We start from the raw sequence: 15,755 nt of genomic DNA, 5'->3' as shown, positions 1-15,755 counted from the left end.
AGGGATGTTTAAAATGGCAGGAAGATTAGATGAAGATTTAAAAGATGTAACATTATTAGGAAATCAAAATACAAAATATTTATTTGAATATAGCCCGGGAATTTTAGAGGTATTTGATAATAACCATCCAAACCGTGATTACTTTGTAAAATTCAATTGTCCTGAATTTACAAGTTTATGTCCGAAAACAGGACAACCAGATTTTGCAACAATTTATATTAGCTACATTCCAGAACAAAGAATGGTAGAGAGTAAATCTTTAAAGCTATATTTATTTAGCTTCCGAAATCATGGTGACTTCCACGAAGATTGCATGAACGTTATTATGAATGATTTAATTAAATTAATGGATCCACGCTATATTGAGGTATGGGGGAAATTTACACCACGTGGTGGTATTTCAATCGATCCTTACTGTAACTACGGCCGCCCAGGAACTAAGTATGAGAAAATGGCAGACTACCGTATGATGAATCACGATTTATATCCAGAAAAGATCGATAATCGTTAATATAGAAAGAAAGGATCTGTATGATATACAGATCCTTTCTTTCTATTATATTATGCATGTTGATTAATGACAGTATAGTTTTTATGGCTTACAACTGTAAGAGGTTCCATATCTAGTTCTCTAAAATTCTCCATAATTGTTATATCAACAATAACGGAGTTTTGATTTACCTTTTGAACACGGCCTTGCATTCCACCTTTAAATTCAATGATATCTCCAGTTTCTGCGATCTGCATAAGCAACTCTCCTTGTTCCAGTTTTCCCAAAAAAAGAATAATTTGGGCTTTTTTATTTCCTCTTATTTTGAACTATATTTACTACTTTGTAAATGTTTCCAAAGTAAAAATTCGAAAAATATTCACTTTTTGTAAGGAAATATGTAAAAAATATTGTTTAGGAGAGGAATGATGAAAGTGCATACATCTTTATATAGGAGTATAATGAAAGATACAATAACCTACTAAAGTGGGAGAAATTAGGGGCGGTAAAATGATGTTTGAAGTTGTGGGGAGCTTTATAGCGATTTTATTATTTTTATTTTCTTATATGCAGTTGAAGAAAGTGCGTCATCATGAAACAACTACATATTTTGATGGACTGGATGGTGTGCACACATCGATAACATATGATAGTGGTGGGGATATATAACTTTCTTTTTATGCATGGTATGATGGCAATAAGAAATAGTACGTAATATAGTTCGTAAGTGATGAATGGGGAGTGGAAAGAATGCGAATTTCTTTTATTCGTCATGGTCGTTTGGACAGTACTATAGAGCCAATGACAATTATTTCATTTCGTGAATGGATGAAGCAATATGATTTAGGGACTACAGTAAAAAAAACTCCTATACCAATTGAAACAATTGAGATGATTGAATCAGCGAATTTGGTCGTAACGAGTGATCAGAGGCGTGCTGCGCGATCAACAGCCGAATTAACGGATTCTTTATCTTTTGTGCAAAATCCTCTTTTTAGGGAAGCTGAAGTTCCAACGAGTTTTTATGCTCCAAAATGGTTGAAATGTAAGCCTAATGTATGGATGTTTATTGGACGTACACGATGGATAGTTGGTTATAGTAAAGATGTTGAGTCTTATAAGGAAGTACGAGAAAGAGCAAGGCAAGCTGCTAATATGTTGCACCGCTATGCGCTCGTACATGGATGTATTGCCCTTGTAGGTCATAGTTATTTTAATCCGATGATTGGGACTGAACTGAGGGCAATGGGGTGGTCTGGTTCGCCTATTTTCCATAGGAAGCCATGGGGATGTACAACGTATACATTTCATGAGGCGATGGATGGAAATGTATTAAATACAAAATTAACTTAAAAGAGGCTGTCCCTTTGGCAGCCTCTTTCTCTACATAACAAGCAAAAAAGAATTGTCTTTTTAAGATATAGAAACCAATGACCGTAATGGTTTTATTAGATGGGCATACGGTTCGCCAACGAGCATAACGGTTGTATCTTTTTTATAACCAAGTTTTTCATATAGTGAAAAAGCACGTTTGTTTTCTAAATTAACAAGTAAGGCAATTTTTTCATGACCTTTTTCAGTTGCATGAAGTTCAGCGGCATCGATTAATTTAGAGCCAATGCCACGTCCACTGTACATATTTGAAACTGACAACGTGTCAATATAATACTCATCAAGTTCAGCTTCTTTTTCTAACGTAATGGATTCATCTTCATGTAGTTCTCTTAAGTGGTGTGCGATTGGCGCATCAAGTTGCTCAGCGTCACTACCGTGATAAACGACAATAACTCCAACTACTTTTCCATCTTGTTCAGCCACTAAACAGTTTTCATAGCTCAATCGATTATTTTCTTTTGCGAACCATGTTTCAAGTCCTAGTATTACTTTTGCTTCAATTGTGCTACCTGTGATTTTTTCAGCAATTTCGTGCAGAGCGTCATACAGTAAAGGTGCTACTCCTACCGCATCTGTCTTTTTTGCTTTCCGAATCATAGTATCCCTCCTAGTTCTATGTATATATTGTAGCATAAAATAAAATAACAAACAGTGGCTTGGAACTTTGTTATACAGAGCGTCAAAAAGTTTGATATAGAGAAGTAGCTATGTTAGTATATGATATTTAGTGCGAATATAATAAAGTGATATAGCTATAAAAATAATGAAAGTGAATTACATAATAGCAACGGGATAATTTTACCGTTGTCGACCTATAGAAGATGCGATAAAATAAACTATTGCAGAGAGGTGAAATACATGGATAAACAATTAGCAAATGCAATTTTGGATCAGCTGAAAAATGGTGAAATAAAGGAGTATGTTGCGACGAAAGATGTATTTTATACGTTCAGGGAAGTTGTTGTAAATCGAGAAGATTTTAAACATATTATCGGGAACGCGCAGCGCGGTGGACAGGTAATTTATACATATTCAGAAACACCACGTTCATAAATAGAAGATAAAGGAGAGGAGAATTATGGGGGATTTTAAACAAGGCATCTTGCCACATTGGGATTACATGTGGAAAGATAGAGCTGGGAATAGGTTTATGGGAATGGTTATGTATCCAGAGAAACGAAAATGTTCAGCAAAAATGCTTCAGAAAATAAAAAGAGCATATGAGCAAGCAATAGAAATTAAAGTAACTGTACAAGTTCAACATACATATCAGTACGTAGAAGGAATGATTGTATACTTTGATGAAGAAGCTCCTGTATGCACAATGCTTGATAAAGATGAGAATCCACATCATATATTTGTAAAAGATATTTTGCGTATTGAGCACCCTGAATAATTTTTTTCATAAATAAATTGAAGTTCCATAATAATAATCTTTTTCTATAATAGTTATCTTTTAGTATGTAACGAGGAACGAAAGAGTATGTATAGATATTTAATAAAGTAAAGTTGATAAATGTAATCGTTTTTTGGAACAGATTATCGTTTAAGGTCTGTTCTTTTTTGCGTGATGCTGGAGAAATATATTACTCCAGCATTTACTGTTTTATGACAAAAAATATTGTTAACTTTTTTAAAAATAAGGTTAAATTCGTTGACAACTTTTTTGAAAAGCACTTTATTGACATGAGTTTTAGAATGTTGTTTCATAGTCTTTGTATTGAAAAAAATCGACGGTCATGTCGAAAAGTAAAAGTTAAAAAAAGAAAGAATTTATACATATATCTTGTGTCTTATTTTGAAACGTAATACAATATATAGAGAAAACAAGAAACGACATACAGAGAATATAGATTGGAGAGGGAGGGTCGGAAATGTTAGTTGCATATGATTCTATGACAGGAAACGTGAAGCGTTTCATCCACAAATTAAATATGCCGGCCGTTCAAATTGATGAAGCTCTAGTATTAGATGAAGACTTTATTCTTATTACGTATACAACAGGTTTTGGAAATGTACCGGAACGTGTTTTAGACTTTTTAGAACGCAATAATGAAAAATTAAAAGGCGTATCTGCAAGTGGCAATCGTAATTGGGGAGACATGTTTGGTGCAAGTGCTGACAAAATTTCTACTAAATATGAAGTGCCTATTGTATCAAAATTTGAGTTATCTGGAACAAATAATGATGTAGAATATTTTAAAGAAAGGGTGCGGGAGATTGCGACACATTGAACTGAATAATGAAATCACGCAAATGCAGGACGGTTTTTATCAGCTTCATAAAGATAAAGAGGCATTAGAAGTCTTTATGGAAGAAGCTAGAGAGAATACCGTTCATTTTAATAGCGTGGCAGAGCGAATGGAGTATATGAAAGAACATGATTACTATTACAACGTTCTGGACGAGTATAGCTTGGAGGAAGTAGAAGGAGTTTATAACATCGCTTATGGTGAAAACTTCGAGTTCCAATCTTATATGGCAGCATCTAAGTTCTATAAAGATTATGCGTTAAAAACGAATGATCAAAAACAATACTTAGAAAGCTATGAAGATCGTGTAGCAATTGTGTCATTATACTTAGGACGCGGTGATGTTGCGAAGGCAAAACAATTCGCAAGCATGATTGTAAAACAAAACTACCAACCAGCGACACCAACCTTTTTAAATGCGGGAAGAAGCAGAAGAGGAGAAATGGTGTCTTGTTTCTTGTTAGAGATGGACGATAGCTTAAATTCAATCGGTTTTAACATTAATACTGCGATGCAATTATCGAAAATCGGTGGTGGAGTAGCTTTAAACTTATCTAAGCTACGCGCACGTGGTGAGCAAATTAAAGGTATTGATAACGCCGCAAGTGGTGTAGTGCCTGTTATGAAATTGCTTGAAGATTCGTTTTCATATGCGAATCAACTTGGCCAACGAAAAGGTGCCGGCGCTGTATACTTAAACATTTTCCATTGGGATATTATAGAATTCCTTGATACAAAAAAAATAAATGCCGATGAGAAGAGCCGTATTCAGTCTCTATCAATCGGAATTATCATTCCAAGTAAGTTCTTTGAGCTTGCTGAGAAAAACGAACCTTTCCATGTTTTCGCGCCTTATACAGTATTTAAAGAGTACGGAAAACATTTAGATGATATAGATATCGACGAAATGTACGATGAATTAATGAGCAATCCGAAAGTGAAGAAGAAGCCACTAGATATTAGTGCGCGTGATATGCTTATTAAAATTGCTATGATTCAGCTTGAGTCTGGTTACCCATACTTAATGTTTAAATCAAATGCAAATAACCAGCATCCACTGAAGGATATTGGAACTGTGAAGATGTCGAACTTGTGTTAAATATGTAGCACCTTCTAGCAGAAATGCTAGTCGAAAACTCCGTTAAACGGGGAAAGCCTCAAGTTTGAGGTAACCTACCGTGCTAAATCTTATCTTAGAATGAAAATATAAAAGTTCAGAATGTATCTTATTATTTTGTATAGCAGAGTTATTGAACAACATAAAGTAATAAGAGACTTTCTGAAAGATTAAGATAAGTAAAAGCCTAACGACTATCCCATTTGGGAGTAGAGCGCAAGCGATTGGCGCTCGAAAAGCGGAGCACCTAACCAGGTAATGCTGTAGGTGATGATATAGTCTGTCCTGTATGGTGACATACAGCAGTTGCATGAGCAACGGACTGAGGAGTAGCGAACTCAGTTGAACATTCGAGACAGAAATCTTCCAGCTTCAAGAAACTTCTGAAATAAATGATTACGGTACAGAAGACATTATCCGCCGTGATATTAACTGTAACTTAGGATCGTTAAATATCGTAAACGTAATGGAAAATAAAGAAATTCGTGAAGCAGTTCATGCGGGAATGGAAGCTTTAACAGCTGTTTCTGATATGACGATCATTCCGAATGCCCCAACTGTGAAAAAAGCAAATGATGAGCTTCATTCAGTTGGACTTGGAGCAATGAACTTACATGGATATTTAGCAAAAAATAAAATCGCTTATGAAAGTGCTGAAGCGAAAGAATTCGCTCGTACATTCTTTATGATGTTAAATTACTACTCGATTGAGAAAAGTATGGAGATTGCTAAAGAAAAAGGCGAAACATTTAAAGACTTCGATAAGTCTGATTATGCAAACGGCACATACTTTGAAAAGTATGAAACGACAGATTACAGCCCAGTAACTGAAAAAGTTCAGCAATTATTTGAAGGAATTCATATTCCAACAAAAGAAGATTGGACAAGTTTAAAAGAGCAAGTACAGAAGAATGGTTTATACAACTCATATCGTCTTGCAATCGCTCCGACACAATCGATCAGTTACGTTCAAAATGCAACTTCAAGCGTAATGCCAATCGTAAGTCAAATTGAATCAAGAACGTATGCGAATGCGACAACATATTATCCAATGCCGTATTTATCAAAAGATACGTTCTGGTACTATAAATCTTCTTACGATATGAATCAGTTTAAATTAATTGATTTAATCGCAGAGGTTCAAGAACATATTGACCAAGGAATTAGTACCATTCTTTATGTTAATAGTGATATTTCAACACGTGAGTTAGCACGTTACTACATTTATGCACATAAAAAAGGCTTGAAGAGTCTTTATTATACGAGAACACGTAAATTAAGCGTGGAAGAGTGCGTGGCTTGTACCGTTTAATATAAAAAGTGAGACATTATGAGCAGGGTTTTTCTGAACCCTGCTCATGCTTAGTTATCAATTTTTTATGTTTATTTAGAGAAGGGGCGATTTAATGCGTGCGGTAAACTGGAACAAAAAAGAAGATGATTTTAGTTTAATGTTTTGGAAGCAAAACATCGCTCAGTTTTGGACAGAAGAAGAAATCGCAGTGTCTTCTGACAAAAATACTTGGGCACAATTATCAAAAGAAGAGCAAATTGCTTATAAGCGTGTATTAGGTGGTTTAACACTTTTAGATACGAAACAAGGCGGCGAAGGGATGCCTCTTGTACTTGTTCATCTTGAAAATTTACAAGCGAAAAGTGTATTAGCTTTCATGGGCGCTATGGAAGAAGTACATGCGAAGAGTTACAGCCATATTTTCACAACGTTAGCTACTGAAGAAGAAATTGATGATATTTTTGAATGGGTAGATAACCATCCATTACTTGAGAAAAAAGCTGGTATTGTTACTAGTTACTATCGTCGTTTATTAAAGCCTGAAGTAACGAAAAAAGAGTTATACATGGCAATGGTAGCAAGTGTGTTCTTAGAAAGTTACTTATTCTATAGTGGGTTCTTCTATCCACTTTACTTAGCAGGTCAAGGCAAATTGACGGCAAGTGGTGAGATTATTAACTTAATAATTCGTGACGAGTCCATTCACGGCGTATTCGTTGGTATTTTAGCACAACAAATCTTCGCGGAACTTTCTGCAGAAGAGCAACAAGAAGTACAAACGGAAACGCAAGAGTTATTAATGAAACTGTATGAAATTGAATTGGCATATACAGAAGAAATTTACACTTCTATCGGTCTTGTAGAGGATGTAAATCGTTTCGTTCGTTACAATGCGAATAAAGGACTTATGAACTTAGGACTTGAGCCGAAGTTTGAGGAAGAAGAAATTAACCCAATCGTTTTAAATGGTTTACGTACAGATACGAAAAACCATGACTTCTTCTCTGTAAAAGGAAATGGTTACGTAAAAGCAACGAATGTTGAAAAGTTAGCAGACGATGACTTCGTATTCAATTTTTAATATAGTGTTATAGAAAAAGCTGTCTTTATAGAAAAGACAGCTTTTTTGCTATGAATAGTTTACATAATGTTATTATTTCATGGAAATATTTTAATCTTGTAAAAGCCCAATTTTTGAGGAAGTGGGAATAAAAAAACAAGGACTAAAGTTTTATTTTTCATATTTAGTCGTATGAGAGATTGAATAACTTATGCCAAAATGAATAAAAAATGAGAAGAAATGAGACCAAACTCCACCTATACGTTCTTTTTACTATTGAATTTTTAAATGCTAGAAATTTTGGCTTAAAAATTGCATGAATATTTAAAAAGTAAAGAAAAGGGAGGTAATATCCGGTGTGATATATAGTTATTTGAAAACGCTTTCTTTTAACTGTCGATTTTTAAATGGAAATTAGATAGAGAAAGTAGGAGGAATGATAGGTGGGAAAAGTAGTTGGTTTAAAACGTTCATTAGGGCTTTGGTCAATTGTTATGCTAGGGGTCGGGTATATGACACCGATGGTTGGGTTTGATACATTTGGAATCGTTTCTGAAAAAACGGGTGGTCATGTTCCAGGAGCTTATCTTATTGCATTAGCAGGGATGTTGTTTACCGCTGCAAGCTACGGCAAAATGGTAAAGGTTTTTCCTACCGCAGGATCTGCTTATACGTATACACAGAAGACAATTAGTGCAAGGCTTGGGTTTCTTGTTGGATGGTCCGCGTTATTGGATTATTTGTTTCTACCGATGGTGAACGCACTATTAACGAGAATTTATATGTCAGCATTTTTCCCAAGTGTTCCTAATTGGGTATGGGTCATTGGCTTTGTTCTCCTGATTACATTAATAAACATGATTAGCGTAAATGCTACTGCTAATTTCAATACTTTCTTAGTAATATTTCAAGTATTAGTAATGGCCGTGTTTGTTTTTCTAGTTATAAAAGGCTTATTATCGGGAGAGGGAACAGGAGAAGTTTTTTCCATTCAGCCGTTTTTTCAATCGGATATACAAATATCACCGTTAGTTGCAGGTGCGACAATTCTTTGTTTTTCGTTTTTAGGTTTTGATGCAGTAACTACATTTTCAGAAGAGACACCAAACGCGAAGAAAACAATTCCTCGAGCTATTTTTCTTACTGCTTTAATCGGTGGAGTTTTATTCATTACTACTACGTATTTTACACAATCTATGTTTCCAGATACATCTGTATTTAAAAATCAAGAATCAGCATCTCCAGAAATTGCACTATATGTTGGCGGGAAATTATTTCAAGCTTTCTTTTTAGTAGGAACCCTTATGGGGACACTTGCGTCCGGTTTAGCTTCTCATACAAGTGTATCCAGGTTATTATACGTAATGGGGCGAGATAATGTAATTCCGAAGAAAATATTCGGATACATTCATCCCCGCTGGAGAACTCCAGTATATAACATTGTTATTGTAGGAATTATTTCGCTCTCCGCTATATTCATTGATTTAGAAACGGCAGCATCTCTTATTAACTTTGGAGCGCTTATTGCATTTACATTTGTTAATTTGTCTGTAATTTCTTACTATATAATCAAGCAAAAAAGATATAAAACGATAAAAGATTTCTTAAATTACTTAGTTATGCCTATTTTGGGTGCTGCTACTGTAGCGGTACTATGGTTTAATCTCAATATCCATTCACTTATTTTGGGACTTTGCTGGGCTGCTATTGGAATGGGGTACCTTCTATATATTACGAAGATGTTTCGTTCAGCTCCTCCGCAAATGCATTTTGAAGAAGTGCAGGAAATATAAAGTGAAACTATAATCAGTGGGGGTTTTGTTCATCCCCCACTGATTATTAGCACTCACCAATCGGGCGTTTACGGGCAGCGGGGCTCCAACCTAACTTCTTTGCTCCAGCCGAATTTTGAGGTGGGAGTTTTACTGCCCACAAATAGCGGGATAAAAAAGCAAAAGACATCGGGAATGGATCCGATGTTTTTTGCTTTGAAGATTGGGCAATCATGCAGTATTGCATAATTCATTCAACGATTCATAAGGAAGAGGGGCAAGTCTAGGGAGGATGGCTGATAAATGATGGTCAATATGGTATTTTCATTTGGCACAATTATTGCTTTGTACAATTAGTAAAAATATAAAAGCGGGGTGTTTTCAGTCACAAAGGTTAGAAGAACAATATTAATAGAATAAAAGAAAGGGATGATTGATTGTGTATTATGATATTATTACGAGTCCGTGTTATGGAATAATTGAAAAAGTGTCTATTAATAAGGATTCGCGAATTTATGAATGGGAGCCATTATTCTCTATTAAAGATATGAATGGTAAACTGGAAGTAATTAAGATGGGATGTAGTGGAGAAGTTCAATCTTTAGAAGTGGAGGCAGGGGATAAAGTAATTCCAGGTATGGTATTAGCTTATATTCAAGAAGATCTTTTCGTTAATGGTAGTGATTAATGATAGAACAATGAGGAAGATGGAGGCGTTCATCTTCCTTTTTTTATTAAGTAAAGGAAAAAACGTTTTATTTTCAGATTAATTAAAAAAATCTGTTTTTAATGTTACAATACAAATTAAATAGTTCAAAGGAGGAATAGCAGCATGTTTTCCATTGCTCATAAAAAAATTAGACCTATTGTTTCTCTATCTATCGATCAATCTGAAAAGGAATGGAATATAGATGTTGAAAATATAAAAGAATCTTTTCTATTTTTAAAAAGAGGGGAGAAATTATTTGCATACGTTCATGTGAAGGATCTGCTATCAAATAGTAAGGGATTAACTGCTAAGGTATTGCTTTCAAATGCTGTTTCACTAGATACAATATGTCATCTTAGTAAAGATATTTCTTTAACAGCTCTTTTTCAAATTATTGGAGCGCCGATTGCAATAGTAAAAAATGAAATAGATGAGTTAACAGGATATATAAGAAGAGAGGATGTTTTTGCAGAACTATTTAAACAAGAAAATCAGAGTGTTGATATATTGAAAATTATTTTAACGTCTATTCCAATGGGGATTTTTGTAGTAGATCGTGAAAAGAAAATTGTAAATTGCAATGAGTCTGGTTTGAAGATGATTAAATCGACTCCTGAAAAAGTTATGAATGTACCAGCAGAACTGATTTTTAACGAAGAGCACATTAATAACGTATTTACAACGGGAAAAACGATCTTGAATCAATTACAAATCACAAATGAGATGGGTGTATTAGTTGACTATAGTCCGATTCCAAACTTTGATCAAAGTATTGAAGGAATGGTTATTATTGTGCAAGATTTGCCGATGGTCGAGGACATGGCGATGGAAATTGAATATATAAAGGATTTAAATGAAGATTTACATGCAATCTTGTCTAGTATTTATGATGAAATATTAGTTGTTAATCATAAAGGGGAATTAATTCGTTATAGTGAAACTGTTATCAATGATTTTTGGGGGAGTAATTTGAAAGACCTTTTAGGAAAAAATCTTTTAGACTTAGAAAAGAAAGGATTATTTAGCCCATCTGTTACGCGATTAGTGTTGGAAAAACAAAAAAAGGTATCAGTTGTACAAGAAACAAAAAGCGGAAGAAAAATATTAGCAGTTGGAAACCCTGTATTTAATGAAAACGGAGAGCTTCATCGTATTATTATTGCCTCAAGGGATATTACCGAAGCAACGAGATTGAAGACGGAATTACATGAAATAAAGAAGATATCAGAGCAATATAAGAAGGAGTTAGATGACTTTAAAAATAAAGATCGTTTTCTTAAGAAGCTTATTTACTGTAGTCCGAAAATGGAGCAAATTATTAACCAAGCTAAAAAAATAGCAGATTTTTCTTCCAATGTTCTTATTTCTGGAGAATCTGGCGTGGGAAAAGAAGTAATTGCTCAGGCAATTCATCAACTTGGAAACCGATCTTCAAAGCCATTTTTAAAATTAAATTGTGGTGCAATTCCAGAAACTTTGTTAGAAAGTGAACTATTTGGTTATACGAAAGGTGCTTTTACAGGAGCCGATAAAAATGGAAAAGAAGGATATTTTAAGCGGGCTGATCAAGGTATTTTATTTTTAGATGAAATTGGAGAAATGCCTTTACATTTGCAAGTGAAATTACTTAGAGTCTTGCAAGAACAAGAAGTAATTCCTATTGGAAGTACAATACCTACGAAAATAAATGTACAAATTATTGCTGCTACAAATAAGAGTCTTGAAAAGATGGTGGAATCTGGAACATTCCGTGAAGATTTGTTTTATCGCCTAAATGTAATTCCGTTGCGAGTTCCTCCTCTACGAGAGCGAATGGAAGATGTTCCGGTACTTGCCTTTCATTTCTTGCAACAGTTAAATGAAAAATATAATAAAAATTATCATTTAACTCCAGATGCGCTTAGCTTACTAGAGTTTTACTCATGGCCAGGAAATGTACGTGAATTACAAAATATGATTGAACGTTTAGTAGTATCAGCAGACGATCCAGTAATTGAAGCGGAGTTTGTTAGTAAGTTTTTAACACCTGGTTATGACTTTAAAAAATCAAAACCAGTTATTACAAGAGTATTACCATTACAAGAAGCACTACATTCTGTAGAAGAACAATTGATTTTACTTGCAATGAAGCAGTATAAAACAACGACTAAGGCTGCAAAAGCTCTTGGAATCAGCCAATCTTCAGTGAGTCGTAAATATCAAAAAATTGTTAGTGAAAAAGAGATAGCGGCTGATATCATCTCTTATTCCTAAAAAAGGAGAAGGTCACATAGACTTCTCCTTTTTGTGTGCGCCCAGCATGTACATATTCTCTAGAGTTCAAGTCCGGGGTCGTGAAGGCGGTAGCGGAAATGATTAACGTTCCGGTTTATGCAAAATGGAATAGTGTATGCGAAAATGCATAAATTATTTGTTGTTTTTAAGAAAATAGTCAGTTTATCCCGCTATTTGCGGGCAGTAAAACTCCCACCTCAAAATTCAGGTGGAGCAAAGAAGTTAGGTGGGAGCCCTGCTGCCTGTAAACGCCCGATTGGTGAGGGCTAATAATCAGTGGGGGATGAACAAAACCCCCACTGATTAAAGTTTCACTTTATGTATGATTCCTTTGAATTTTAAATATTGGCATGAAATTTGCTTATAAATATATAAACGATCGATAAAGGAGGATTCAATATAGTGCTAGATTTAAAAATGTATGTAAACGGTGAATGGATAGATTCTAGTAATCAAGAGAAAAGAACGATTATTAACCCTGCGAATGGCAAGGGTATAGCATATGCACCTGAGGGAACGATTGAGGATGCAAAATACGCGATAGAAGTGGCAAGAGCGGCTTTCGATAGTGGAATTTGGTCAGAAACATCCACTGCTGAAAGGGCATCATATTTATTTAAAATAGCAGATGAAATTGATAAAAATATAGAAGAATTAGTATACCTTGAAACAATGGATAATGGGAAAACGTACCGTGAGGCAGAAGGAGATATTGGAGATGCAGCGGCTTGTTTTCGCTATTATGCCGGATTGATTACAAAGCCAGATGGTCAAACATATCATGTAGCCGATCCGATGCAAGCGATGGTTGTAAGAGAGCCAGTTGGTGTTTGTGGATTAATTGTTCCATGGAATTATCCACTATTGATGAGTGTATGGAAAATTGCACCTGCTTTAGCAGCTGGAAATACAATTGTGTTTAAACCTTCTGAAGTGACACCAATCACTGCAACAAAGCTATTCGAAATCCTTGAAAAAGTAGGGCTACCAAAAGGTGTTGCCAATATGGTAATGGGGGCCGGTCCAATAGTAGGAAATGAAATTGCAGCGAGTAATAAAGTGGACATGATTTCCTTTACAGGTGGAACAAAAACAGGTAAGCACATTATGAGAACAGCGGCAGATAATATGAAAAAGATTTCGTTAGAACTTGGAGGGAAATCTCCAAATATTATTTTTGCAGATGCAGATTTTGAGACCGCTATTGATTATGCTCTATTCGGTATTTATGCAGGTAGCGGACAAGTATGTTCAGCAGGATCAAGAATCCTTGTAGAAGAAAAGATTTATGATAAATTTGTTAATAGTTTTGTAGAGCGAGCACAGCAAATTAACGTTGGGCCTGGTGATAATCCAGAATCAGAAATGGGGCCACTTGTAAGTCAAGAACATATGGAAAAAGTATTACGTTATATTGAAATTGGGAAGGACGAAGGTGCAAACGTTGCTTGCGGAGGTAGACGAATAATGGAGGATGGAAAAGGTGATGGTTTCTTTATTGAACCAACAGTCTTTGTCAATGTAAAACCTGATATGCGTATTGTCCAGGAAGAAATCTTCGGTCCTGTTGTAGTAATTCAAAAGTTTAAAGACGAACAGGAAGCAATTGAGTTGGCAAACGGTACAGACTATGGTTTGGCTGGAGGGGTATTTACAGTTGATGGTGCAAAAGCAATGCGTGTGATTCGCAAACTTCGCGCAGGAATTACGTGGATTAATAGCTATCATCCAACATACAATGAGGCACCTTGGGGCGGATATAAGCAAAGTGGTATAGGTCGTAGTCTAGGAACGTTTGGTTTAGAAGAATTTCAAGAAATTAAGCAGATTAATATAAATCTAGAAGTAGAACCAATAGGCTGGTTTGCAAATAAAAAAAATGTAGGAGTGAAATAGATGGGAACGAACGTAGAAAATAAATTGAATGAGAAAGATGTAAAAGGTTCAAATGTAAATGAGTATATTACGAAAGTACTACAGTTAATTGAAAAAGAAAAGGTTACTGAAGAAGAGGCGAACTGGATTCAAAAAGAAACAGTAGATGGATTTAGAGAGCATGTAAACCCTGGTTTTCTTGCTTATAGAAAAACAGTAACAAAAGATGGACAATTTGCAGCAGTAGAATGGTCAGATGAAGGATCTTGTTTCATGGATATTAACGGTAAAAGATATATTGACTGTTTAGGTGGATTTGGAATTTATAATGTTGGTCACCGTAATCCGAAAGTGGTAAAAGCTGTGACAGATCAATTAAAACGTCAAGCATTGCACAGTCAGGATTTACTGGATCCACTTCGAGCAATGCTTGCAAAGATTTTAGCGGATATTACACCGGGTGATTTGAAATATTCCTTCTTTACAAACAGTGGTACAGAAAGTGTGGAGGCAGCATTAAAACTAGCAAAAATGTATAGTGAACGAACAACTTTCATTGCTACAACTCGTGCCTTCCATGGTAAGAGTCTTGGTTCCTTATCAGGAACGGCAAAAGGAATGTTCCGTAAGCCATTCTTACCATTGATTCCGGGTTTTCGTCACGTTCCATTTGGCGACATTGATATGATGAGAAAAACATTTGAGACATGTGCATTAGTAGGAGAAGATGTTGCAGCAGTTATTTTAGAACCAATTCAAGGAGAGGGCGGTATTATTTTACCTCCAGAAAATTATTTGAAACAAGTACGAGAGCTTTGTGATGAGTTTGGATCACTCCTTATTTTTGATGAAGTACAAACTGGAATGGGACGTACAGGAAAAATGTTTGCTGCAGAATTATATGATGTAGTGCCGGATATTATTTGTCTTGCGAAGGCGTTTGGTGGAGGTGTAATGCCGGCGGGAGCTATTGTTGCGAAAGAAGATGTATTCAAAAGTTGGTTTAAAAATCCATTTATGCATACAACAACATTTGGAGGAAATCCTCTTGCATGTGCTGCTGCAATTGCAACAATCCATGTATTATTGGAAGAGAAATTACCGGAACGAGCTATGGAAGTTGGGGAGTATTTCTTAAATGGATTGAAACAAGCAGCAGCAGGGCACGAAGATAAAATCTTTGAAATTCGTGGTCAAGGTTTAATGATTGGGATTGAATTCCATAAAGACGAGATTGGTTATGAAGTGTCAAAGGCGATGTTTGATCAAGGTATTCTTGTTGCGGGAACATTAATTAACTCAAAAACAATTCGTATTGAACCATCCCTTACAATTAGTTATGAAGAAGTAGATACAGTTATTAATACGTTTAAATCTGTGCTAACTCAAGTAAAAGGAAAATAAATTTCGCAAAAGGTTATATGTGAATTCAAACGATTGAAACTATAATTAGAATAGATTTACCTGTATTTTATTACAGGAAGGCAGTGTAACGAAAAGTTACACTGCCTTTTTAT

Annotated in this window: 15 protein-coding genes and 1 pseudogene; 14 read left to right on the top strand and 2 right to left on the bottom strand. The window is 35.2% G+C overall.

Features of this window, described 5'->3' with window-relative positions; genetic code table 11:
• Positions 1-13 precede the first annotated feature (13 nt).
• On the top strand, positions 14-511 hold the full coding sequence (gene queF, locus JTF23_RS16135) for a preQ(1) synthase (RefSeq protein WP_002158726.1): 498 nt from the start codon (positions 14-16) through the stop codon (positions 509-511).
• A 50-nt stretch (positions 512-561) separates the two neighbouring features.
• Here the strand turns inward: queF and JTF23_RS16130 are convergent, their stop codons facing one another.
• Positions 562-747 (bottom strand): YkvS family protein, encoded by a 186-nt coding sequence (locus tag JTF23_RS16130; RefSeq protein ID WP_002064385.1) that lies wholly within the window; start codon positions 745-747, stop codon positions 562-564.
• Between the two features lie 256 nt (positions 748-1,003).
• Here JTF23_RS16130 and JTF23_RS16125 point away from each other — a divergent pair, with 256 nt between their 5' ends.
• Both JTF23_RS16125 and JTF23_RS16120 read left to right on the top strand, forming a co-directional pair.
• Positions 1,004-1,159, top strand: a complete 156-nt coding sequence (locus JTF23_RS16125) for a hypothetical protein (protein WP_002158725.1) — start codon at positions 1,004-1,006, stop codon at positions 1,157-1,159.
• An 81-nt stretch (positions 1,160-1,240) separates the two neighbouring features.
• Positions 1,241-1,843 (top strand): histidine phosphatase family protein, encoded by a 603-nt coding sequence (locus JTF23_RS16120; protein WP_204209159.1) that lies wholly within the window; start codon positions 1,241-1,243, stop codon positions 1,841-1,843.
• A 60-nt stretch (positions 1,844-1,903) separates the two neighbouring features.
• Here the strand turns inward: JTF23_RS16120 and JTF23_RS16115 are convergent, their stop codons facing one another.
• Positions 1,904-2,482: a GNAT family N-acetyltransferase gene (locus tag JTF23_RS16115; RefSeq protein WP_204209158.1), complete on the bottom strand. Its 579-nt coding sequence runs from the start codon at positions 2,480-2,482 to the stop codon at positions 1,904-1,906.
• A gap of 261 nt (positions 2,483-2,743) precedes the next feature.
• Here JTF23_RS16115 and JTF23_RS16110 point away from each other — a divergent pair, with 261 nt between their 5' ends.
• The 11 genes and pseudogenes from JTF23_RS16110 (at position 2,744) to JTF23_RS16060 (ending at position 15,642) form a co-directional block, all read left to right on the top strand.
• Positions 2,744-2,938, top strand: coding sequence for a hypothetical protein (locus JTF23_RS16110; protein ID WP_002149609.1), 195 nt, complete (start codon positions 2,744-2,746; stop codon positions 2,936-2,938).
• Positions 2,939-2,963: 25 nt separating this feature from the next.
• Entirely contained in the window at positions 2,964-3,281 is a 318-nt protein-coding gene (locus JTF23_RS16105) for a hypothetical protein (protein ID WP_002158721.1), read from the top strand.
• A gap of 478 nt (positions 3,282-3,759) precedes the next feature.
• Entirely contained in the window at positions 3,760-4,119 is a 360-nt protein-coding gene (gene nrdI / locus JTF23_RS16100; RefSeq protein WP_000959445.1) for a class Ib ribonucleoside-diphosphate reductase assembly flavoprotein NrdI, read from the top strand.
• Positions 4,106-5,233, top strand: a pseudogene (locus tag JTF23_RS16095) (ribonucleotide reductase N-terminal alpha domain-containing protein); the annotation flags it as partial. The gene nrdI and the pseudogene JTF23_RS16095, both read left to right, overlap by 14 nt.
• Positions 5,234-5,615: 382 nt before the next feature.
• Positions 5,616-6,566: a ribonucleotide reductase large subunit gene (locus tag JTF23_RS16090; RefSeq protein WP_307838605.1), complete on the top strand. Its 951-nt coding sequence runs from the start codon at positions 5,616-5,618 to the stop codon at positions 6,564-6,566.
• 94 nt (positions 6,567-6,660) lie between these two features.
• Positions 6,661-7,629 carry a class 1b ribonucleoside-diphosphate reductase subunit beta gene (gene nrdF, locus JTF23_RS16085; protein ID WP_002149605.1) on the top strand — a complete coding sequence of 323 codons (969 nt, stop codon included), beginning with the start codon at positions 6,661-6,663 and terminating at the stop codon, positions 7,627-7,629.
• A 422-nt stretch (positions 7,630-8,051) separates the two neighbouring features.
• Positions 8,052-9,401, top strand: coding sequence for an APC family permease (locus JTF23_RS16080; RefSeq protein WP_204209157.1), 1,350 nt, complete (start codon positions 8,052-8,054; stop codon positions 9,399-9,401).
• A 418-nt stretch (positions 9,402-9,819) separates the two neighbouring features.
• Positions 9,820-10,068 carry a biotin/lipoyl attachment domain-containing protein gene (locus JTF23_RS16075; RefSeq protein WP_078173247.1) on the top strand — a complete coding sequence of 83 codons (249 nt, stop codon included), beginning with the start codon at positions 9,820-9,822 and terminating at the stop codon, positions 10,066-10,068.
• A 144-nt stretch (positions 10,069-10,212) separates the two neighbouring features.
• Positions 10,213-12,342 carry a sigma 54-interacting transcriptional regulator gene (locus JTF23_RS16070; protein ID WP_204209156.1) on the top strand — a complete coding sequence of 710 codons (2,130 nt, stop codon included), beginning with the start codon at positions 10,213-10,215 and terminating at the stop codon, positions 12,340-12,342.
• Positions 12,343-12,765: 423 nt separating this feature from the next.
• Positions 12,766-14,259 carry an aldehyde dehydrogenase family protein gene (locus JTF23_RS16065; RefSeq protein ID WP_002158716.1) on the top strand — a complete coding sequence of 498 codons (1,494 nt, stop codon included), beginning with the start codon at positions 12,766-12,768 and terminating at the stop codon, positions 14,257-14,259.
• Positions 14,260-15,642, top strand: coding sequence for a putrescine aminotransferase (locus JTF23_RS16060; protein ID WP_204209155.1), 1,383 nt, complete (start codon positions 14,260-14,262; stop codon positions 15,640-15,642).
• Positions 15,643-15,755: the final 113 nt, after the last annotated feature.

Source organism: Bacillus sp. RIT 809, assembly GCF_016892495.1.
Taxonomy (GTDB): domain Bacteria; phylum Bacillota; class Bacilli; order Bacillales; family Bacillaceae_G; genus Bacillus_A; species Bacillus_A cereus_U.
Note: the sequence above shows the minus strand (reverse complement) of the source record. Positions and strands in the feature narration are given on the sequence as shown.

Excerpts from the sequence above, each read along its gene's own strand:
- queF (WP_002158726.1), top strand. The coding sequence starts at position 14 with ATGGCAGGAAGATTAGATGAAGATTTAAAAGATGTAACATTATTAGGA.
- JTF23_RS16130 (WP_002064385.1), bottom strand. The coding sequence starts at position 747 with ATGCAGATCGCAGAAACTGGAGATATCATTGAATTTAAAGGTGGAATG.
- JTF23_RS16125 (WP_002158725.1), top strand. The coding sequence starts at position 1,004 with ATGTTTGAAGTTGTGGGGAGCTTTATAGCGATTTTATTATTTTTATTT.
- JTF23_RS16120 (WP_204209159.1), top strand. The coding sequence starts at position 1,241 with ATGCGAATTTCTTTTATTCGTCATGGTCGTTTGGACAGTACTATAGAG.
- JTF23_RS16115 (WP_204209158.1), bottom strand. The coding sequence starts at position 2,482 with ATGATTCGGAAAGCAAAAAAGACAGATGCGGTAGGAGTAGCACCTTTA.
- JTF23_RS16110 (WP_002149609.1), top strand. The coding sequence starts at position 2,744 with ATGGATAAACAATTAGCAAATGCAATTTTGGATCAGCTGAAAAATGGT.
- JTF23_RS16105 (WP_002158721.1), top strand. The coding sequence starts at position 2,964 with ATGGGGGATTTTAAACAAGGCATCTTGCCACATTGGGATTACATGTGG.
- nrdI (WP_000959445.1), top strand. The coding sequence starts at position 3,760 with ATGTTAGTTGCATATGATTCTATGACAGGAAACGTGAAGCGTTTCATC.
- nrdF (WP_002149605.1), top strand. The coding sequence starts at position 6,661 with ATGCGTGCGGTAAACTGGAACAAAAAAGAAGATGATTTTAGTTTAATG.
- JTF23_RS16070 (WP_204209156.1), top strand. The coding sequence starts at position 10,213 with ATGTTTTCCATTGCTCATAAAAAAATTAGACCTATTGTTTCTCTATCT.
- JTF23_RS16060 (WP_204209155.1), top strand. The coding sequence starts at position 14,260 with ATGGGAACGAACGTAGAAAATAAATTGAATGAGAAAGATGTAAAAGGT.